This is a genomic window from Paenibacillus enshidis (assembly GCF_042136365.1).
Taxonomy (GTDB): Bacteria; Bacillota; Bacilli; order Paenibacillales; family Paenibacillaceae; genus Paenibacillus; species Paenibacillus enshidis.
Genome location: NZ_JBHHMI010000033.1, coordinates 19,429 through 42,026, shown reverse-complemented (window position 1 = coordinate 42,026; position 22,598 = coordinate 19,429). Strand labels below are relative to the sequence as shown.

Annotated in this window: 18 protein-coding genes; 16 read left to right on the top strand and 2 right to left on the bottom strand. The window is 40.9% G+C overall.

Annotated elements, in window-relative coordinates; translation table 11 throughout:
• Positions 1–387: 387 nt before the first annotated feature.
• From ACE41H_RS22505 to ACE41H_RS22455, 11 genes are all read left to right on the top strand, one after another.
• On the top strand, positions 388–1,977 hold the full coding sequence (locus ACE41H_RS22505) for an NAD(P)/FAD-dependent oxidoreductase (RefSeq protein WP_375357806.1): 1,590 nt from the start codon (positions 388–390) through the stop codon (positions 1,975–1,977).
• A 21-nt stretch (positions 1,978–1,998) separates the two neighbouring features.
• Entirely contained in the window at positions 1,999–3,255 is a 1,257-nt protein-coding gene (locus tag ACE41H_RS22500) for an MFS transporter (protein WP_375357805.1), read from the top strand.
• Between the two features lie 23 nt (positions 3,256–3,278).
• Positions 3,279–4,571 carry an aKG-HExxH-type peptide beta-hydroxylase gene (locus ACE41H_RS22495; RefSeq protein WP_375357804.1) on the top strand — a complete coding sequence of 431 codons (1,293 nt, stop codon included), beginning with the start codon at positions 3,279–3,281 and terminating at the stop codon, positions 4,569–4,571.
• A 24-nt stretch (positions 4,572–4,595) separates the two neighbouring features.
• Entirely contained in the window at positions 4,596–5,861 is a 1,266-nt protein-coding gene (locus ACE41H_RS22490) for an aKG-HExxH-type peptide beta-hydroxylase (RefSeq protein WP_375357803.1), read from the top strand.
• Positions 5,862–5,866: 5 nt separating this feature from the next.
• Positions 5,867–6,967, top strand: a complete 1,101-nt coding sequence (locus ACE41H_RS22485) for a HesA/MoeB/ThiF family protein (protein WP_375357802.1) — start codon at positions 5,867–5,869, stop codon at positions 6,965–6,967.
• 72 nt (positions 6,968–7,039) lie between these two features.
• Positions 7,040–7,162 carry a hypothetical protein gene (locus tag ACE41H_RS22480; protein ID WP_375357801.1) on the top strand — a complete coding sequence of 41 codons (123 nt, stop codon included), beginning with the start codon at positions 7,040–7,042 and terminating at the stop codon, positions 7,160–7,162.
• A 39-nt stretch (positions 7,163–7,201) separates the two neighbouring features.
• Complete coding sequence (locus ACE41H_RS22475; protein ID WP_375357800.1) at positions 7,202–7,333, top strand: hypothetical protein; 132 nt, start codon at positions 7,202–7,204, stop codon at positions 7,331–7,333.
• A 136-nt stretch (positions 7,334–7,469) separates the two neighbouring features.
• On the top strand, positions 7,470–9,197 hold the full coding sequence (locus ACE41H_RS22470) for a S9 family peptidase (RefSeq protein WP_375357798.1): 1,728 nt from the start codon (positions 7,470–7,472) through the stop codon (positions 9,195–9,197).
• Positions 9,198–9,217: 20 nt separating this feature from the next.
• The gene (locus tag ACE41H_RS22465) at positions 9,218–10,453 is read left to right on the top strand and encodes a tetratricopeptide repeat protein (RefSeq protein WP_375357797.1); all 1,236 of its coding nucleotides are present in this window, start codon (positions 9,218–9,220) and stop codon (positions 10,451–10,453) included.
• Positions 10,454–10,785: 332 nt separating this feature from the next.
• Entirely contained in the window at positions 10,786–11,733 is a 948-nt protein-coding gene (locus ACE41H_RS22460) for a tetratricopeptide repeat protein (protein ID WP_375357796.1), read from the top strand.
• A gap of 27 nt (positions 11,734–11,760) precedes the next feature.
• Positions 11,761–13,065 carry a cation:proton antiporter gene (locus ACE41H_RS22455; protein ID WP_375357795.1) on the top strand — a complete coding sequence of 435 codons (1,305 nt, stop codon included), beginning with the start codon at positions 11,761–11,763 and terminating at the stop codon, positions 13,063–13,065.
• A 439-nt stretch (positions 13,066–13,504) separates the two neighbouring features.
• On the opposite strand, the gene ACE41H_RS22450 is transcribed toward ACE41H_RS22455, so the two are convergent.
• Positions 13,505–13,900, bottom strand: coding sequence for a cupin (locus ACE41H_RS22450; RefSeq protein ID WP_375357794.1), 396 nt, complete (start codon positions 13,898–13,900; stop codon positions 13,505–13,507).
• A 901-nt stretch (positions 13,901–14,801) separates the two neighbouring features.
• On the opposite strand from ACE41H_RS22450, the gene ACE41H_RS22445 reads away from it, so the two are divergent.
• From ACE41H_RS22445 to ACE41H_RS22435, 3 genes are all read left to right on the top strand, one after another.
• Positions 14,802–16,142, top strand: a complete 1,341-nt coding sequence (locus ACE41H_RS22445) for a transcriptional regulator (RefSeq protein WP_375357793.1) — start codon at positions 14,802–14,804, stop codon at positions 16,140–16,142.
• Positions 16,143–16,355: 213 nt separating this feature from the next.
• Entirely contained in the window at positions 16,356–16,544 is a 189-nt protein-coding gene (locus ACE41H_RS22440; RefSeq protein ID WP_375357792.1) for a Spo0E family sporulation regulatory protein-aspartic acid phosphatase, read from the top strand.
• A gap of 523 nt (positions 16,545–17,067) precedes the next feature.
• A complete protein-coding gene (locus tag ACE41H_RS22435; RefSeq protein WP_375357791.1) occupies positions 17,068–17,856 on the top strand; it encodes a hypothetical protein in 789 nt (262 codons plus the stop codon).
• Between the two features lie 218 nt (positions 17,857–18,074).
• On the opposite strand, the gene ACE41H_RS22430 is transcribed toward ACE41H_RS22435, so the two are convergent.
• Entirely contained in the window at positions 18,075–19,070 is a 996-nt protein-coding gene (locus tag ACE41H_RS22430; RefSeq protein ID WP_375357790.1) for an acrylyl-CoA reductase family protein, read from the bottom strand.
• 240 nt (positions 19,071–19,310) lie between these two features.
• Here ACE41H_RS22430 and ACE41H_RS22425 point away from each other — a divergent pair, with 240 nt between their 5' ends.
• A complete protein-coding gene (locus tag ACE41H_RS22425) occupies positions 19,311–20,717 on the top strand; it encodes an MATE family efflux transporter (protein ID WP_375357789.1) in 1,407 nt (468 codons plus the stop codon).
• Positions 20,718–21,001: 284 nt separating this feature from the next.
• Positions 21,002–22,579, top strand: a complete 1,578-nt coding sequence (locus tag ACE41H_RS22420; RefSeq protein ID WP_375357788.1) for a cellulase family glycosylhydrolase — start codon at positions 21,002–21,004, stop codon at positions 22,577–22,579.
• The last annotated feature ends 19 nt before the right edge of the window (positions 22,580–22,598 follow it).

Below are 22,598 nucleotides of genomic sequence, written 5' to 3'. Positions count from 1 at the left end.
ATTCCAAGCAGGCTGCCTATGATATTGATGCGAAATCTTTGGCTTTTTGAAACTATAGAATTTTTGACTGTCTAGTAAATATAAATTGATTTATATAATGGATACAAATATGAAGAAAATGTGTCGTAAATTGATGTGTATTAGAGTAAGTGCTCGAATTCCCCAAAAACACGCTTTTAAAAACTAAGATAATATGATTTCAAGATCTAAATACAAAAAGGTGGTGTAATGCTTAATGAACAAACTGAAAAGCATTTCGGCACTATGTTTACTAGCAACAACACTGTTGTTAACTCAAATTTCAACTATTGAGGGTCATTCTTTCGGCACTGCCGAACTACCTTACCAGCATTAATTAAAAATAAAAGCTGTAGAGGAGGAAAGTAGTTGGAGAAGCATAAAGGATTAGATGCAATAGTAGTAGGAGGTGGGCCAGCTGGCTCTTGTTTGGCCGGAACACTTGCTTCCTTAGGATTGAAGGTGTTAGTTCTTGAAGGAAAAAAATTCCCGAGAGATCACATTGGTGAATCTTTACTAGCGATGTCGATGCCATATCTTAAAGAGTTGGGTATTATTCCAAAATTGGAAGCGGAAGGTTTTCCTAAAAAAACTGGTGCTGTGTTTGTATGGGGGAAATCGAAAAAGAAACTTGACTTGTTTATGAATTCTTCTAGTCCGGGATATGCTTATCAAGTGATTCGCTCTCGTTTTGATGAAATGTTGTTAGAACATGCGAGGGAACTTGGGGCCAATGTAATTTTTGATTGTTGGGCACGCGAGCCTATACTTAATGAAAATGGACGTATTATTGGTCTAAGGATTCAAATGAATGATGGTAACAATCAAGAGATATACGCGAAATATGTTATTGATGCAAGTGGGTTGGCTCAATTTTTACCTAAAAAACTCAAATTGCCAATACATATTGACGGCCATAAACGTATCGCACTTACTTCTTACTTTGAAGGGGCTCAGCGCTTAGAATCACCTCATGAGAATAACATCATTAGCGAAGTATCTAAGGATGGTTGGTTGTGGTATATACCCTTGAACGATAAATTAACGAGTGTTGGTTTTGTCGGTGATGCTATTGATATAACTACAGATCCTAATGAAATGTTGAGAAGTCAAATATGTTCAACCAGCTTAGTTAAAGAGAAATTAGGAAATTCGACTCTCATTAGAGACGTAAAACTCTTGAAGTACACAAACCACATTGTCGATGCACCACTATGGAAAGATGGATACGTTTTGATAGGCGATACTGCCATATTTGTAGATCCACTCTTTTCCACAGGCGTACATGGAGCGATTTATTCGGCAAGCTTAGCAGCTTCCGCACTGGCATCTGTAATCTCAGGAGAAATTACCGAGCAGGAAGCGGCCGAATGGTATCAAGACCATGTCCAAAGACACTACCTTCGGGTTAATCATACTGTAAAAATGCTTTATCGTATACATCCAGGAAAGAGCCGTTTTTGGAGCACTCGTAATTCTTTTGACATAGGCGAGGAAGATGCAGAGCAAATTGTCAGTTCATTAGGTGTATCCGGGCTTACTTTTTTCATAAATACCTATAGAGATGGTGTGTTGGAACTACCCCCTGCAATTGTAAAACTCATTGATGAATTTGTATTACCAAGTAATGAGATTCAAGAAATAAAAGAAGAAGAGATACTGGTTCTTAATTCTGAAATGGAAAAGGTATATCGTCCAATTATTTACAAAAAAAAGCTTGTCCCGGGTCTTACCATACAACATAAACGTAATAGAACACTAAGTGTTGAAATGAGCCTTCAGAGTTCGCACTATAAAATCATTTCTTCAATTGATGGAACGAAGAGCGCTAAAGAAATTTATGAACTCATTGAAGAAGATATGAGTGAAATGGAAAGAAATAAATTCTATGTGTATCTTGGATCGCTTAAGCAACTAGGCGTTCTACATGAATATAAAAACACGTTTTCATGCGTATAAATGAATTTAGGAGTGAAGCCATTGTTAGAATCGCAAATCAATGATAAAAAAGTAGAAATTTCTAAAGCCTCACCAACGCCTTTTCGATATCTTTGGTTTGGAATGATGATTTCATTAATTGGTGATCATCTAAACAAGGTTGGACTTATTTGGTTTGTAAATAATAATTTTGAAGGGGTTAAGGGGGGGACCACACTCGGTTTCTCAATGGCAATCCCAATGGCGATTGTCGGTATTTTCGCTGGTGTCATCGTAGACCGTCTAAACCGAACGACTCTTTTATTATCAGCGGATTTTATACGAGCAGGAATAGTTTTAACAATGGCTGCACTTTTAATAACACAAACTCCAAATTTATATATGATTTCTGCCTTTTCAATAATTCTAGGAGTAGTAAGTCTTTTGTTTAATCCGAGTGTGCAATCGCTATTGCCTGATTTAGCCGAAGGAGAACACTCGAAAATTGTAAAGATGGATGCCTGGATATTAGGTACTATTACAACTTTTAGTATTATTGGTCCTGCAATTGCAGGTTTGCTCATCCCATACGTGCCGATATTTATCGTACTACTTATAGATGGGATCAGTTTTTTGTTATCAGCTGCTTTAATTTATTTGATGACAAAAGAATTGAGAAAAAAAGGAATAGACACACATGTCCCAGCATCTAAGAGAAAAAATATCCTATTAGATGCTAAAGATGGTCTGTCCTTCGTTTTTAAACATCCTGTTCTAGGGCCACAATTTTCGGTGTTTCCTCTTCTTGAAGCAATTACTTATGCTATACCATTTTTACTCCCTGCTTTGTTAAGTAATATTTCTAATGGAGATTCCCAATATTTCGGTTTATTGCTTGGGGTTTGGGCTGTAGGCCGTGTAGTATCAATGTCTATTTTTCCTAAAACAAAATTAAAGAATAGACGTGGCATTGTATTCTCATTAAATTTATTTATTCAAGCGTTCGCTTTGTTAGTAATTTCACTATCATCAAGTCTGTACTTTATGTTTGTGGGCTTTTTCCTTCTCGGATTACCAGCGGGGGCAGCAATGATTAGTATGTCTTCATATGTTCAAGGTGAAATGCCAAAAGAAATGAGAGGACGAATTTTTAGTTCTATGAGTTCCTTGGCGATGTTTTTAATTCCACTAGGAACGCTTGTTTTAGGGTCATGTTCACAATTATACGGAACCAAGAACACTCTTGCTTTTGCCAGTTTGATATTAGTTGCATGTGGTATCTTTATTTCTTCAAAAAAAGCAGTACGTGAAATAAGATAACAAAACACGAAAGGAAGGTATAAATGAAAACTTATATAGCCACACTTAATCCGGTTAGTATTGATAACGATGAATTCACAAGTGACCATTTTGAAAATAGAATTAATTCAATGAAACGTATTGAAACAATGTTAGAGGGAAAAGTAACAAGTGAGACATTTTCAAGATTCAAAAAGCACCTAAATTTATTAACGTCTCTTCCACAGACTATGCAAAAGAATATTTTTACACATACCACTTTTTATTATTGGTGCTATCATTTGTTTGAACTTTATAGACAAAATGATCCCAAATCACTTGAAGCATGGATGATGCAGTTACATCGTTTCGGAATTGTTGAAGCTTTAAAGGAAGGACTTCTGACCGAATCCATAACGGTTCCAGTCCAAAATCGACGGATAATCTTCCCTAATGTCCCTTTTGATATTGAGCTAAATGAAGACATTAAAAACAACAAGTTCGCAGTGTTAACAGTCGAAAATAGCTCTTTAAGCATTCGGGTAGGTGATTTAACAAGCAAAGTACCGATCACAGCTTTGATAGGTGGTAGTGTTGCTCATGAAATGATAAAGTCCCATGTCGTACTTCAAAGAACTAATATACAAGTGTATGGTGGTGAACCATTTCTGGATGAGTACTTAAATAAATGGAATAGAAATTTTTCTCAAGATAGCGAATTAGTACAGATTGAAACAATATCTGAAGCGAAGAAAACGCATATTGAAAATTGCCTAGGTCTATTAGAACGGACATGGCCAGAGTTCGTAACAGAATTTAGAGGGAATGTTCAGATGATAGTACCTTTTGTGGGTGGTGAAAGACATGCTTTTACTACTACCGTATGGCCGGGAGCTATCTTTATATCTGATACTTTTGGCAAACCAATTTTCACAGTAGAACGATTAGTTCATGAAGCAAGTCATCTTAGATTGAACGCAATAATGAGCAAAGATCCATTACATCTTCATGGTCCCGACTTTACTGTACCATCTCCTTTTAGAGCTGGGCCCAGACCAGTTATTGGGCTGTATCATGGGATTTTCGTATTCACACGTGTTGCCCAAGCAATGATCCGTATTTACGAAGAAACTGGTGAAGAATTATATGCTCAACGGATTCCATTCCTGGTCAATCAGGTTAATGAAGCTGTTACAACTATTGAAACACACAATTTAAAACTAACTACACTCGGCAGAGATTTGCTGGAGAAAATTATCATTGAAAATAAAAAAATAGAGAATATATGCAATAAATGGAATGTTAATCCGCTTTCGAAGGATGAGTTGGTAAAACTGGGGTTTGATAATAACGATTAAATTATAAAAGAGGAGGAGAACAACATGAAAGATGATTTTTTACTTGAAAGAGCGCAGATAAAAGAAGACAAGGAATTAACCTTCTATTTAGATCGACTTGATTCGGTAATTCCAAAAGTAATGGATAAATTGCGTCCGTATATTTCCAATGAGTTAGCTGATATACACAATAGCCTGGCATGTCTATATCAAGATTTACCGAAAGATGTACGCATAAACATTATTAATCATCCATTTTTTTGCTACTACTGGGTAAAGTTAATGGAGATATTCCGAGATGGGAAACAGGCTCCCCTCGAAAGATGGATACAACTTTTTAGTCGTCATTTGGTAATTCCCTTCATTCAGCAAGGTTGTTGGCCTTCTTTTCCTATCCCAATGCTCGTTTACAACCATGAGATTCGTTTTCCAGGTCATCCCCGCCACATTGTATTACCAAATGAAGTAGATGAAATTGTATATTTGTCACTTGAAAAAAAGTGCTTATTAATAAAAAGTCATGAGCAGATATACACGATATCTGTAAAAGATTTGTTAGAGCCAACCTTAAATGTAGAATCAAAACACCCATTTGTAAAACAACGCTATACGCTAGTTGATGGAATTGAATTGGACGCGGGGGATTTGTTGGTAGAAATGTTGTTTAACAAGATGAACTCTAACGAACGATACAAAGTATATGGTTATGACTTAGCAGCAATAAACCCGCTATCTGATGAGATTTATGACAACTTTCAACGCGCTTGTGCATTGCTTAAAAAGGTTTGTCCGGATTACTGGGAAGAACTACTCAATTATACGAAGTTAATTGTACCTTATACGAGCAAATATTCTTCCACATTTACGGAATCTAATTATCTGGGAGCTGTTTTTATGTCTGAAAAGCGCCAATCTTTTTCGGATGAAATGTACACAGCTGAACATTTGTTACACGAACAGTCCCATCTCCGACTGACCTTAGTATTAGAAAGTGATCCAATTTTCTTTCCTGAATATTCAGATAATAGATATGTATCACCATTTCGGCAAGACCAACGTCCTATGCTTGGAATTGTTCATGGAGCATTTGTATTCTCTAGAATGGCCGTGTTCCTGGCTCGTGGAGTAAAAATGGGGTTGGGAGATAAGTTAAAATATCGACTGGAGGAAGTCATTGATAAACTTGATCGTGCGTTGGAAATCATACGTTTAAATTGCACATTTACAGATCGTGGAGAGAGTTTAATGGCTGAAATGCAACGAGTGGTAGATACCTATCAAAAGGAATTCAATATTCTAATTAGGAGTTGATGTGAATGAAGATAATGGAAGGAAACAAAATTAGATTACGTTCTCGAGTAAGAACTATAGTCAGGGGTACAGAAATGATCTTCGGATTAAAAAATAGTTTCAATAGTTTAAAATGCTGGGATTCCTCCACAATTAAGCTTTTGCAGACATGGCGAGAAGGAGGTACAATTCAAGAATTTTTTTCTCAAATCCGTGTGTTAGGTGGAGAGAATGAGCATTCATATCATCAATTCTTGAACACTTTGATAAGTGAAGGCTTTTTCGAGAAGTTGGACATAAAGCACAACCTTGCAATGCAGGATTATGCCCGTTGGGCCAAAACAGTTGATTTTTTCTCAGAGTTTGAAACTGACGAAATATCACGTTTTGATTATATGGAGAGGTTGAGAAATTCAAAAGTTCTTGTTGTTGGGCTTGGAGGGATGGGAAGTTGGGTTTTATATCAACTCTTATGTCTGGGTATCGGAAATATTTATATTATTGACGGAGATCGTATTGAAATTACAAATCTTAATCGTTCCATTCTTTATACACCTACAGATGTTGGCCGTTGGAAAAAGGACTGTGCGATCGAAGTTGCACAAAAGTTCGCTCCCACAACCAAGGTAGAAGGGCATGTTGGATATTTAACGAGCGCTGAAAGTCTTACTCCATATCTTGATGGGGTTGATCTTGTCATTGGATGTGCTGATCAACCGCTTTGGTTAGTTCAACAATGGATAGGTGAGGCATGCATGCAGAAACAGATTCCCTTTATCACGGGAACTGGAGGGAAAGTAGGGCCACTATGTATACCGGGGAAGACAGCATGTATTATGTGTCATCTCGCAGGATTGATTGAAAAAAATCCAGATTTAGAAAAGTCTATCGAAATACAAAGAGAGTTACCAACCGGTCATTCAGGAGGTATTGTATCTTCAGGCTCAATGGCTGCCTCGTTTATAGCTGGAGAGGCATTTCGATATATTTCTGGAGCTATGAAACCGACTACACTCAATTCAATGTGGGGGATGCAGCCTAATTTGACTTCACAAATTATTCCGGTAAAAAAGCACTCAGCATGTAAGGTCTGTGAAATAAATCAGTTAGTTAAGTCAGAATCTTAAACTGTATTGACAGACAGTGGTCCATTTTATACACCATTAACGGGATCTTAGCTGTAATGGGAGGTGAAATGAATGGAAATGAATAACATGAAAGAAGAAGCTGAAAAAAATGAACAAAACATGGCATCTCAAGAAGAAAACAAATCCTTACTAGAGGAGTTTGGTGTACTCAGCCATGTTGAATATGGATACTGATAAAAAATGTTAAAAAAACATATGGAAGGAGGGTGGAAAATGAATAATATCCATGAAAACGTAAATGTAGAAGAAACTGAAAAGAATGAGCAGATTGTTTCTTCGCAGGTTGACACTAAGTCCTTACTGGAGGAGTTTGGAGTACTCAGTCATGTAGAGTACGGCTATTAATCCATATCTAAACCCTTTTAACCAATTCCGTTATTGGTGATATTTTGAAATGGGCCACTCTTTGTCTATATAGATCAAAACATAATTATGTAGATAAATACCTCGTTTTCTCAATAAGAAAGAAGGTGAAAACCAAATGAACATTTTTGATCCTAGTGATATTGCTAATATGGGTTGGTGTGACAGTTACTCTATTCCAAGTAACAATATGTCTATTGTTACTTGGAATGCAACAAGCGGCACGGCGTTATACTGGGGTCATAACATGACTCGTGTAATTCCAGAACTAAAAGAGTCACAATGCGCACCAGTAGCTACTAACCGGTTTATTGGTTTTTTTATAGAACGAGTGGATGAATTTCAATTGCAATTTTGGGATTTAAAAAAACAACAATTAATCACTCCAGATAATTCTATATTCCCGTCTCCATATGAAATTATTACTTACAACGAAGAGTATTACTTAGGGATTCTTAATAATGGAGAAGGAAAGCAGGAATTATCGTTAATCCACTTCCGAAACGAAGAGGAAGCAATTAGGATAGTTAAGTTGGTCGAGAGTCAGACAATTGAGGAATTAAAACCGGATATATCAGTTAGAGGACAAATCCTAATGAAGCGGCGATGTAGTAATGGAAGTGGAAATATAATTTGTGATTACGTACTCTTCGATCCAGAAACTCAAACTGAGATGGTTATTTTTGAAGGATCTCCTACTAAAATTCCTATGGGGGGACGTTGGAGTCCTGATGGAAACAAGATAGTATGTTTATTGCGTACAACCCAAGGACTTATCGCAGAGATAGTTGATGTAGCTACAGGGGAAAAACAATCTATCGCTGATATTTCTCTTCGTGAATTACCTGTTTGGCATCCTGACGGGGAACGATTGCTTTTAACTTTAGATAAGTGGCCTACCTCATCTTTTATGTTTTACCATATTGGTATGAATGAAGTGCAGCCACTACCGATGACCTTTGAATCAATGATGGTCGCGCCTACGTGGTTTGAAAAGACTCTTTACTTTCTCGGTATCTCTCCAAATTCACCAGCCTCATTGTTTTCTTGGAAAGAGGGAGATGAGATACCGATTCAGATAACTCCTCCTCAAGAAAACATTAATCTTGGGATGCCTGAAGTGGTTGATATTGATTCTAAACGCGGATATTTGATTCCATGCTTGATATATGCTCCCCAAAAAACGACAGATAAAACGATTTTGATGTTGCATGGTGGTCCGTCAGGTTCTTGGTGGGCGAACTGGTCACCTGTTGTTCTTTCTTTTATTAGTAAAGGTTTTAATGTAGTACTGGTAAATCCACGAGGGAGTAGTATCCGTAATCGTAATTTACCCCCAGTCCAACCTGCTAGATATGGTGTGGATGATGTAGCAGATGTAAAAGATTGCATTGACTATTTAATCAGAAATGGATTAGCTGTCAAAGGAAAAATAGGTATATATGGTCATAGTTACGGTGGTTATCTAGGATTTGCTACAATGCAATCTGTTTCGGAAGTAATCGGTGCTGTTGTTATTACCAGTGGATATATTCACCCCGCTGTTTTGTTACAAAGCAAGGATAAACTTGTTAGACGTTTTGCTAACTATGCGTTTTCACCTGATGTTTTGACTCAGCCTCTAGATCATATTCCTTCACCTCAACCCGTTTTACAAGTTCATGGAGAAAATGACCTCCAACTTAGAATTGAGGACGCAGAGAATCTTCATCAACTTTTGGAAAGGAAGAATAACACAGAGCATCGTTTTATACGATTATCAGATGAAAATCATGCGTACCGCAAAAAACACAATATCATTCATTGGATAACAGAAGCTTGTACATTTTTTACCCGACATTTATAAAACTAAAGTGAGGTTTGGTTATGTCTAAACAGTTTGTGCCATTAAGTGCCTGGTTATTAAGGCCTTTTTTAAACCTAGATCCAATTATGGGAGGTTCTATTCTTACAGAAGGAGTTATTAGTGCTTACGATCAAGTTATTCATCCAGAATACCAGTCCATCCCTCTTCAAACTAATCCAGTAACTAATATTCGCAACCTTATCTCTGTTAATTGCGGATTACCGCGATTTATTTGTAATCATCCCAAACAGTTACCGGTTGACTTACAAACACCACAATGGAGGAACCTAGTTAATTGGTTAGAAAAATGGAGTTCCTTAGACAATGAGACTAAGCACCGTGTTGTTACATTACTTAATCGAATGGGGCTCTATCAAACTACAGTTCAATTAATTGAACCGATCACCAAAGAGGAAATTGCAACTGATTTGTCTAAAGCTGAGTTAGCGGCTCGTCTTGATTTAGCTAAAAACAAGTTGGTTTCTCCTAAAGATCGGTGTCTGGAGACGTTGAAACTACTTGCACTAAGTGCCCCTGCTGTACATCTTAGGGTAAGAGCGGCAGGGAGTCTAATAGTACATTATTCAAAAACAGCTAAAAATTTTGCTGAAATACAATATTGGGCGGATATTGCCACTGAACAATTCAAGTTACTCCCAATTGACAACGATCCAATCGCACTGATCCAAGCTAGTATGTATTTTAGAGCGATTGCTTTTATCCCTTACCTACAAAAAAATCATGTTTTACTTAATGATTACATGAATAAGGCTGAAGAGTACGCCAAGGCATTTCCTAAGGATGATTCGTATATTTCTTTTGTATCACGTGAGAACTGGCATCCTCTACTTGAAACTGGGATTAAATGTGCTTTTTGGACCGGCGATGTAGACAAGGCAATAGAAAAGGCGAAATTACTAGTGGCGCATGACCCTATGGATCCGAAAGTTCATATGCATCTTGGAGATTCCTATCGACAAATTGGTCTTATTGACAAGGCAATGGAAGCATACATGGAAGCGGCAAGGATAGGATTTCCATATAAGAGTTATGCGCTTTTCATGGTTGGGGTGTGTTATGAACAATTAGAGGACATGGAGGAAGCATGTAATTGGTATCTTCAATCTTCAATAACTGACCCGAGTAATTTCACAGCAATAGAACACTTACATAAGGCAGCAACTTCCATTGGAAAACAATATGCGGAGTTAACAACGCCATATATAAAAAATACTCAATCAATTGCAAATAAATAATATAGGAGGGGCTTATTATTAGAGCACCAGTATATAAAATAAAGGCGGCTACCAAAAATCATCCAATAGAATCCTTGTTTCATATCAGTGCAAATCTTTTACGTCCTTATCTTGACTTGGTACCTACTGTATGTGGCCCCCATCATGCTCATTCCGTTGCTGTATTAGGTAAAGAACTCATAAGAAATGATAAACTCCCTCTTACGTATTTTCAAATTAATACACTAGCATCCCTGAGAAAGAAATTGACAGACGAACTGCGGATACCTGAATACCAGATTGATGACCCTCGTCATCTCCCTGTACATTTACGAAGTCCAGAATGGAATAATATGTGTAACTTACTGAAGGAATGGGGAGGTCTTACCTTAATTCAAAAAGATAACGTTGCTTTTTTGCTTACTCGTTTGGGCTTCTATAATACAGTACTCCAATATGTACAACCAGGAACAGAAGAACAAATTCGTTCTTATGCTGAGGAAGCAAGATTAACATGGAAATATGCAAATGCACTGACAAAAGTAGATTCTAAACAACTTCCCGCAGCAGAATTAATTTTACTACGAATTGCTGAAAATACAAAAAAGGGTACACATACTCGCATGATTGCATTGATCAATATGATTGTTCATTATGCAAGGGTAAAAGGAGATAAGAAACATATACAACACTGGTGTGAAGTTGCCGATGAAGAATTCAAGTATTTACACCCTGAAAATGATCCTTCCGATCGTTTTTTTGCCAGTATGTATTATCGAGCTATTAGCTTCCTTCCCTATATTAATGGAAATCGAGAGGAAACCACACGATTACTTGATCTTGCTGAACATTGGGCTAAACAAATTCCAACCGATCAAGCTCCCTTTAAACATATGTATAATGAGAACCTCCATCCTCTTTTGGAAACACGCGCGCGAGAAGCAATCTGGCTGGGGGACATGGATATGGCATTAGAGCGGACAAAACAGTTTGTAAAGCACGATCCCTACGATCCTAAAACACACTATAGGTTAGGTGACTTGAATAAAAGAATTAACAAAATAGAGGATGCAGTTGTCAACTACAAAACATCTGCTCAACTCGGAACACCTTATAATTCCGCTGCTTGGTTTATGGTTGGAGAATGTTACGAACAGTTAGACGAACCATACCTGGCATTAGATGCCTATTTAATGTCTACTGAAATTAATCCTACAGCGTTAAGTATATATCGTATTCAATACTTATCTCAACGTTTGAATAAATCTTACCTTTTAAAATGGAGTCTAGAGCAATCCTAATAAAGTTTGATAAAAGGGGTTATAACTTTGAATGGCGATCTATCCTCTGTTTTGATTGCGTTGGTATTTCTATTGGCTGTCTTACAAATCATCGCCAAAATTTTTAATAAGTTAAAACAACCCACGGTCATTGGGGAAATGAGTGCCGGAATTCTTTTAGGTCCTTCTGTTTTTGGCTTATTTGCGCCAGAATTGCAACAGGAACTCTTTTCACAAGATGTAATAATGATACTATCAATACTAAGTAATATCGGATTAACTCTATATATGTTTCTTATAGGGTTAGAATTGGATTTTAGTTATTTCAAAAGAGAGCAGTTTGAAAATTCTGTTTTTGTTTTAATATTTGGTTTTTTCCCCTCCATATTGTTCGGTGGCGTTACTGTTTACTTTCTTATGGGTGAATTTTCTGACAGTATCCACCCAGCAATAGTAGTTGCTCTTTTTGCTGGATTAGCCATGTCCATTACTGCTTTCCCTGTTGTGGTAAGGATACTTAGCGAAAAACGAATCATTAATACCCAGTTAGGTGTCTTTACTATTATGGTTGCAGGGATGGAAGACGTTGTAGCATGGATTTTACTTGCACTACTACTATCATTTGTCCATGATGCGGATTTACTTAAGGGAGCCTTTACAATTCTCGGGACTACTGCTTTTACGCTTTGCATACTATATATACTCAAACCTTGGCTTAGACGCTTTGGGAATAAGATAGAAAAACAGGGGAAATTATCGAAAAACCAATTCGCAGCTATCATTCTTATGGTGCTAGGAGGTGCAGCAGTAACCGACATAATTGGTGTTCACACGGTCTTTGGTGGTTTTTTAGTTGGAATTGCGATGCCACGAAAAGAGATATTACAAAGAGAAGTCTCCTTAAGACTCGAGCATTTAGTAGTTGTACTACTTCTACCTGTATTTTTTGTATGTTCTGGGATGAACACAAATCTAATAAGATTATTTTCAAATAGTACATTTATATTGCCACTCATAGCCATTATCGCAGTATCTTTTATCGGGAAATATGGATTTAGTGTGCTTTCGTTAAGAAAAACAGGTTATTCTTGGAGAGAATCATCTGCCATAAGTGGATTGCTTAATGCCCGTGGAGTTATGGGGTTAATAGTAGCAAATATAGGTTTGACAGAGAATATATTTTCTGATGAAATGTTTTCAATCATGATTGTTATGGTAATTCTCACTACTTTGTGTGCCTCTCCTATCTATAATATCTCCAAGGCTGAACGAAGAATGGTTTTCAATCGTAGTGGGGTATCGCTAAAATTCAAGAAAGTAATAAGGAATTTAGTCATGGGTAGTAGAAGATAAAAATTTATCTTAATATAATTCGGTAACTGAAACCGTTCCTCGTCTAAAAAACTTGGAACGGTCATTTTAATTAGCATTGGTTTGAATATTATTTCATTCATTTTTATACCCATTCCTTTCCGCTTCGCTCAAGGCACAAAACGGAATGAAATCTCGCCATTGCCGTGGTATCGGAGATCGGGGTGAACATGGACGTCTTTCCGTCAGCCAAGCATTGTGCTCCTGGGCAGGACCCACTCCTTCCAATGATGGAAGTGCCGGCAAGAAAAAGTCCGCCGATGTTCGTCCCGTAAATCGTGAGATCACGGTGGAATAAGCCATTTTATTGGCACTAGCTCAGGGTTACCGAATTATAGGTGCTGCGACCTGACCTGATTATAAAAACCATAAATAACCAATCGGTCGTCCTGTGATGGCTTATTTGGCGTGATCATTTTTGTTACTGTGTGCGTTCACTAATGATTTCAGACTTTGAACCTTCTTTACTTATTAACTGAAGAGTTGATGAGTTTATTTCTTCACCTTCAATAATGATAGCTGTTAAACCTGAATCAGTTCTAGTTTCGTGCCATTCTCCTTTTTCCCAGTATACTGCATCGCCTTGTGTAATATAATAATCTATATTATCACTCCCACGGATCCGACCATCACCATTCACTATGAGAAACAATTGTGGAGTTGGTGCTTGGTGATATCCAATAATACCCTCACGTTCTAAGTGAGCACATCCAATATAAGATTGACCAGAAAGTTTAAGGATTCGAGACATAATAAAATTTGAATCAAACTTGGTGATAACCCTGCCAGTTTCTTTGTTGAATTGGTAGATATACATTTTCTATTCCTCCGATGCTAAATGATTTATTTCAAATAGTCCCAAGGTATTAAATTAGATGTTTATTTAGGTGAGCGAACCATTAATCAATTTATTCAAATTAACAGTGTAATATACCTCAATTAATCAATGAAATGGCAGTATTAAAATAAAAATAATTCGTATCTGGATAGTCAAACATCCTACAGCTTTAAGAAGCCGGGGAATCCGCTTCAATATCCTACGCAGCCAGCTTGGAACGAATAATTTGTGTTATAGGTAAACGTGGAAGTTGAGCGAACCGTCGAACAATAGACTTGCACAGATAAACCGCTACGTGACTGAGTCGTTTGGATTGCGTTGAACGAATTGTTCATTGTCATATACTCTAGTTCTATTCGATATTGCGGAGGCTTTATTCGTCTCTGAATCATAGAGAAGCTGCGGTGCCCCCATTTATACTTGGAGATTCCTACCTAGGAAGTCCTTCTGTGGGGGAGGGCAAGGATTATTCAAATCCAAGCATCATTTTAGGCGTCCAGAAAAGGGATATTTATCTAGGTTGAATGTACAAAAAGGCACCTTGTATGGATTTACAGACACATGATGTAGCAAATGATCAGTTATTTATTTGAGCATACCTTATTTGGAATGCATTGGGAATAGGTAAACCAGGACGCGGAAAAGAAATTCAAACATCTGACGAGAGGTCGAGAGTGTGAATCAGCTTTTGTAGCTGTGGTATCTAAAATAAACCCAATATAATATTCATATAGAGTCAGAATAGGTTGAGGTTTTAGATATTTATATTACAGTAGTAGATATATACTGTTGACCGATGTTAATTAAGTGTATATTATTATCAATAATTAAATGCCAAAGTTTGGTTATTGTTTGTGTGATGGAGAGGAGTGGTTCTGGTTTGAAGGCGGCCAATACAATTCGTGAAACACTCAGTACGTACATGCATAAACACAATCTAAGTTTCACTCAATTTTCACTTATTTCTCATGTAAATGCCGGTACGTTGAGTCGGATTCTACAAGGCACGAAGCCTATTTCATTCCGACAATTAGAGTTGATTACATCAGCGATGGAATTATCTGAAGATTTTTTGTTTGAATCATACGTTGAAGAATGCTTTGCTTTTACCCCAAGCATGCGACGGATTCGACCTTTTATTTTCCGGTGTGCAAAGCTGCACCGCATAGATTTGATCGAACGGATGGTTCATCGATTATTGAATGATCTGTCATACACATCCGTTTTGTTTGAGGTGGCGGAAGCCTTATTCGCTTCTGATCATAGACAAGCTGCGGGGATTATTTATACCCAGGTGAGCGAGGCGGAAAGATTCCAGCACTCAGAAAGGCTGGCCATTTGCCGTTACCGGTTGTTCGAGCTCTCGTTAGGGAATGATCTAGATGCTAATTTAAGATCAGCCATTTTGTTTGAGCCGTATGTGAGTCGTTTAGATGAAGCGGATCAGCTCGATGCATTGAAAGCGCTGCTTCATGTTATGGGAACTGCTCATAAGTGGAAAAAGGTAGATGAACTTGCAGTGGACATGCTGCGAATCGCTACGATCCAATATGAACGCCCTTCAACTGAACGCAAACCGAAAAAGCCATTCTATTTTTATATTTTGTATGGTTGGCTTTATCGTTCCACCGTCTGTGAAGAATTCCAGGATTACGAAGGGGCTTTAAGTTATGTTTCGAAGTACGAACAAGGAGAGTTGTGGATTCGTGAGGACGACGAAGAAGCACGTCGATGCATTCATCAATTTGCTGAATGGGCAGCTGCTAATAAATATTTGTACCGGGTATTATCTGGTGAAGCAGCGGCGTTAGAGGAATACGCAGATTTTGTTGCTTCCCGGCCAGATGAAATCTTTTACGCGTTGGGCTATATGGTCAAAGCGGCTAACCGCTTTGATTTTGATATTGATCGAATATTGGAGCGCTTTTCGGCGTATATTCCGTCTATTGAGATAGAGGGGAAATATGGGCCATATGACAACTCTGTGGTGAAGGAAAAAATCCCTCAATTCTATAGCGACTTAGGCGTATATCGATTCAAAAGGGGCCATGGTAATGCAATAAATTTCATACTCGAGGGTTTGCGTTTATCTGTTGATATCAACAGTGTACGAAATGTGGTTAACTGTTTGACACTATTAGAAATGGACCGGGAATGGACGAATGAGGATGCTAAAAAGAAATTCAAACAGCTGTCAAGAAAGGTGAATCAGCTTTTATAGTTATAGTTATTACGACGGCTGTATCCACATTAGGACATGGGGTAGGCGGGTGATATTTTTTGCACATTTAGGTGTGTCTAAGGGCTTTCCATACGGAAGGTCTTTTTGTTTTTCTCGCCTTAACAGAGTCCAATAACTGGAGACTTGTCTTCTGTATGTGGTGCAACTATTTGACATAAAAACCTAAAATATCACACAAGGAGGGTGAAACTAATGACAAGCAGTTCCAAGGTGATTTTACGAATCCAAATTGAGCGGGCGCGGCAAAAATTGCATTTGCTGGTGCAGGAGCACGGTAAACTGAGTCATCCAAGAATTGTAAAGCAATCCATGCGACTGGACGAGCTGATCAATCGGTATAATCGAATAGAGAAAGAGAAATTAAAAAAGCCGATTGCTTAAACAATCGACTTTGGGCGAGAAACTTTTGCCGGGTTCCCTCGCCCTTTTATAATATCAGATGTTTGAATGCAGTGGTAATTTAATTTCATTTTTGATATCCATGTGTACTCCCCAATGTTTGGATTTTTCTACAAAAAAGAGGTGTGAACATGCTGGAATCGCTCGAATCTTTGGCAGAGCCCTTAATTCGAACGCGCATAGAGCTATTATACAATCATTTGTCTCATTCGCAGCCAGATTATCGTCAGCTAATCGAGGAATGTGACAGTTACTTCCGAGCTATTTACCACGCAGTGCCAGACGATTTAAAGCATACGATAATTCTTTACGAAGAGACCCAGCTATCCATACAGTCTCACCTGGAGAGAGAAATCTATTTGCAAGGCTTCCGAGATGCACTTCAGTTAGTTAATGTATTACACTGGAACCGCTAACAAGGTACTCCATTTATCTACTCCATCGATTGCTTCACTGGCTTAAAATTGCATAATGACCTGAATCAGTATATAAAGGAGTTGTAAAAATGAAGTATGTAGCTGCTTTTTTAATGAGTGTAATCATTGTAGGTAGCAACAGTAATTTATCAAGTGCCGCCGCCGATAATCATAATGCTAAGTCTGTACAAAATTCCTCGGCAATGCCTTCGTACCAAATCATTACGAAATTCGAGAAAAATGTAAGCCGGCATCAAATCATATGGAGGGAAAAGGGAGTCACATTAACAGCAAACAGAATTAAGATAGAGGACGCTATACCTATAGAAGCAAATATAATTACTTCAATGGTTGTAACGAATGGGGATAAAAAATATACAATATCAACAGCCGATTTCGAAGATAAATTCCGGGATGTCACCAGCGCGTCTTTATCGTCATCAAATACGTGGTTAGCGATTCAGGTGAAGCGTAGTTCAGGGGAATCATTAGTGCTGGTTAACCTGAGAACAGGGGAATTCTCGATTTTAAATGATCGCTTACTTGCAGAAGGCAAGAAAAATGTAGAGACTGTTGCCGATTACAACTGGTCACCTAAGGCAGATCAGATCGCCTTTTCATTCGGGGATCCGAGCAAGAACTCCATCGCTATATACGATACCAGAAAGAATTCGATCTTATATTTGCCGAGGGAGACTAATTACATTAGCACCAGTGTAATTTTATGGCACAAAAATGGTCAATATTTTGATTATATATGTGAGTCCCCATCTGATCAAAGCATATTGTACCGATATTCTTTAGAGGACAATAAGGTAAAACCAGTAAAAAAAATTAGCAAGAATGAACTTCAAAGATGGACTAAACTTGATAAATAAGAAGTGATGATTGACTATAAAGTGCCACCCTTCAGAAGGGTAAAATAAGAATAGCCACGATGTTCGTGCATCGTGGCTATGACAAAGGCCGGTGGGCAACCACGGCGAGATTTTCTATCTGTTAAGAAAAATCACCGGATTCCTAGGCTCCCAACCTAATCCCGGTGGTTTTTCTTGTCTCGCGCTGTTCCCTGCATACCCTGTGTCGTAAGCAAAACTTAAGAAAGGCGCACGACCGTTCTTCCCCGCGACTGACCCTGTAAAATACCGGTGAGCGCGTCAGGCAGCTCTTCCAGAGACACTTCCTTCTCCACCAGCAGCTCAGGCTGCTTCGGCTTCAGGTCCCCCGCCAGCCGCTCCCAAATCCGCATCCGCGTATCATATGGGCAAAAGACCGAATCGATGCCAAGCAGATTGACGCCACGCAGAATGAATGGATGCACCGTGGTTGGCACGCTGCCTCCGCCCGTAAGGCCACTGACGGCAACGGAGCCGCCGTAAGCGATATGGCTCAGGATGGAGGCGAGCGATGCGCCGCCGACCGGGTCTACAGCCGCCTGCCAGAGCTGCTTGTCGAGCGCCTTGATGCGGCCGCCGTCATAGACCTCGTCCCGGGACAGGATTTCATGGGCGCCAAGAGACCGCAAGTAGTCATGGGCATCGGCTTTGCCCGTGCTTGCGGCCACCTCATAGCCTGCCCGGGACAGCATGGCAACGGCTGCAGCACCCACGCCACCGGTAGCCCCGGTTACGAGCACTTTTCCCTTGCCGGGAGCAATCCCGTGCTGCTCCAGCCGGTCAATCGAGAGAGCGGCGGTAAAACCGGCGGTACCGAAGATCATCGCCTCCCGCAGCGACAAACCCTCGGGGAGGGGCACGATCCATTCGACCGGCACCCGCACATACTCGCTGAAGCCGCCGAAATGGGTGACGCCCAGCCCGTAGCCGGTCACGAGCACCGATTGCCCTTCCTTATAGCGGCCATCTGTAGAGGACACTACTGTGCCCGAGCAGTCGATGCCGGGTACGAAAGGATAAGAGGTGACGATTTTACCGTCAGGTGTACCGGCAAGCCCGTCTTTATAATTGATGCTGGAGTAAGCAGTCTTGATCAGCACCTCCCCTTCCGGGAGATCCTCAAGGGAAAGCCGGGATATGCCCATGGTAAAAGCATCCTTGTTATCAACGACAAGCGCCTGGAATGTCAGGGACATGGAACGACCTTCTTTCGTAATTTTTTCACTTGAACCGAGAAGACCTTGGCAAAGAAACCAACAGTTGTTATCTATGCTAGACCACCCCTTTGCAGCAGTCAAACGATTAGATCACATACAGTCTTTTTGTTTTCAAATGATTGTTTTTCATGTGTTTACAAATTTCTGCTGCTTTTTCATTTTGAATGTGCTAACATACCCCTTGATCTGAAAATAGCTAAACGGAGAAGGGTGACATCATTGACTGGTAAAGCATTAAATAAAGGCTCGCTGCTGCCGGGGAACCAGTTGAACATTTTCCATTTGACCTGGCCTATCTTCCTGGAATTGTTCCTGTTCATGCTGATGGGAAGCATGGATACCTTCATGCTCAGCTCCGTCTCCGATAATGCGGTATCCGGAGTGGGCGCAGCGAACCAGATTATTTCCATCGCTATTCTTATCCTTGAAGTGATCGGCAACGGTGCTGCCATCGTTGTCGCACAATATATCGGTTCGAAGAAGCTGATTGAGGCCGCCCGCGTCACGGGTACGGCCATTACGCTAAACCTGATGGTGGGTTTGCTGCTGAGCGTGACCTTCCTGCTGCTCGGCACTCAAATGCTGCAATGGCTGAATGTTCAAGGGGAAATTTTGGTGTACGCGCAGTCCTATATGAGCATTGTTGGCGGAGCTATCTTTCTGCAGGCGCTGATTAACGCGCTGGCGGCGACGATCCGCACGCATGGCTTTACCAAGGAAACGATGTATATTTCGGTTTTCATGAATGTAATTCACGTGCTGGGCAACTATATGCTGATTTTCGGCAACTTTGGCGCTCCTGCGCTGGGTGTGGAAGGTGCGGCCATTTCCACGGTCGGCAGCCGCCTGCTCTGCCTTCTGATCTTTTTCTGGCTGATGTACAGGGTAACGGAGGTCCGGGTTCAATTTATATATTATGTGAAGCTGTCCAGGGATTACATTGTTAAAATACTGCGTATCGGCATTCCGTCCGCGCTGGAATCCATCACATATCATTCCTGTCAGCTTGTGTTTACCCTCTATGTAACTTATCTGGGGGCTGAAGCGATGGCTACACGGCAGTATGCTTTTAATATCTCCAGCTATATTTATCTGTTCAGTATGGCAGTTGGTATGGGGACGGCCATTATTGTCGGCCGCCTGGTCGGAGCCAGGGAAAAGGATGCCGCTTATGCGCGGGTGCTGAAAAGCGCCAAATTGGCGCTCATGGTTACGGTAGCGATTGATCTGATCGTGATTGCTTTCCGGGTTCCGCTTATGGGGATCTTTACGGAAAATCCCGAGATTATCCGCCTTGGCGCGCAGGTGCTCCTCCTCAGTCTGCTGCTGGAAAGCGGACGGACCACCAATATTGTCATCATCAGCTCCCTGCGCGCTGCCGGGGATGCGAAATTCCCGGTATTCATAGGCCTGCTCTCCATGGTGTGCATGAGCCTTCCGCTCGGTTACCTGCTCGTGTTCAAGCTGAACATGGGGCTGGCGGGAGTATGGCTTGCCATCGCCGCAGATGAGTGGACACGTGCGGTCATCATGTACTTCCGCTGGAGGAGCCGGGTTTGGGAGAAGCATGGACTTGTTGAGCATGAATCCGCCGACAAGCCTGCACCCGCAGCGCCTGCAATTTAACGATTCTTTGCTCTTATAAACCTTCGCCGTCAGGGAAAGCTACGCACTGCTCTCCTGACAGGCGGAGTTTTTTTGGTTATTTCAACAGACATGTTTTAAAGTTTGAATGATACCACTTTGTGTTGCGGCTTACAATTCGGCATTATGATGAATTGTCATATTCAGTTTTACCCATTAAGATGTAGAAAATTGGCATGGGCTGTCCTATAATAAAACCCGTCATAACGGCAGGCAGCAGACAGAGGGGATTTGGCCTGTACAGGAACCAGGGAGTGAACATGCACATGCGAAAGATCCTTTTAACAAGAGTGAGTCTCGGATTAATGGCAGTACTCATGCTGCTCAGCTTAAATACAGGTTTGTTCGAAGGAGCTTCAGCGGCGTCCGCTGCATCCAAGACACCGGTGGAACGGCACGGTCAATTATCGGTAAAAAATGGCAGGTTGGTAGACCAAGCCGGTCAGCCTGTCCAGCTTAAGGGAATAAGCTCCCACGGCATCCAGTGGTACGGTGATTTCGTCAATGAGAGGGCGGTCCAATCTCTGCGCGATGACTGGGGAATTTCCGTGTTTCGGGTAGCGATGTATACGGAAAATGGCGGCTATATTTCCAATCCTGCGCTCAAGAAAAAGGTGAAGGAGGCCGTAGAAGCGGCCCGCAAATTGGGGGTATATGTGATCATCGACTGGCATATTCTGTCGGATAATGACCCTAACAAGCATAAGGCAAAGGCTAAGGTGTTTTTTAGTGAAATGGCAGGCTTGTATGGCAAGACTCCCAATGTGATCTATGAGCTGGCGAACGAGCCTAACGGGGGCGTGACCTGGAATGGGCAAATCAAGCCCTATATTGAGGAAGTAAGCGCCGTAATCAGGGCCAAGGACCCGGATAATATTATTATCGCGGGCACAGGTACGTGGAGCCAGGATATCCAGGATGCGGCGGATAACCCGGTTGCCGATGCCAACACCATGTATGCCCTGCATTTCTATGCGGGAACACATGGGAAGGCTCTGCGCGACCGGATCGATTATGCGCTCCGTAAGAAGGCTGCTATCTTTGTGTCCGAATGGGGAACGAGTGATGCTTTGGGGAGTGGAGGTCCGTTCCTGAGTGAGGCGAAGGTGTGGATCGATTTTCTGAACAGCCGCAAAATCAGTTGGGTGAATTGGTCATTGTCGGATAAGGGGGAGACGTCCGCTGCGCTGCTTCCGGGAGCGAGCAAGACAGGCAACTGGCCGGACAGCCAGCTGTCGCCGTCAGGCCGGTTCGTGAAGAAAGAATTGCTGGGTAAATCACCAGTGAATAATGGGGGCAGCGGCAAAGCCGGTAAAGCTCCCGCTAACGGGACCGGCAGCACCAAACCCGGTAAAGAGGGCGGCAGCAGTAGCGGCAATAAGGGAAGCGGGGGCATCGTCCTGCAATACCGCAATGGTGATGCTAACCCGTCGGATAATGCGCTGAGGCCGGTGCTTAATATCGTGAATAGCGGTCAAAAGGCCGTATCCTTAAGCGATCTGAAGCTCCGCTATTATTACACGGATGAGAGCAGGCAGAAGCAGCAGTTTTTTGTGGATTGGGCCAAGATCGGGAGCTCCAACGTACACGGATCATTCACCACGATGAGCGCTCCGGCTGCCCGTGCAGACCGTTATGTGGAGCTGTCATTCGGGAAGGGAGCAGGAGCCCTCCCGGCAGGCGGAGAGAGCGGGGATATCCAGCTTCGCATTCATCCGGCGGATTGGAGCAACTACAATGAAACCAACGACTACTCCTATGCCGGAAATGCAAATAGCTTCAAGGATTGGAACAGGGTTACCGTCTATAAAAACGGAATGTTGGTATGGGGAGTGGAGCCTTAAAACGTATACTCATTTATAA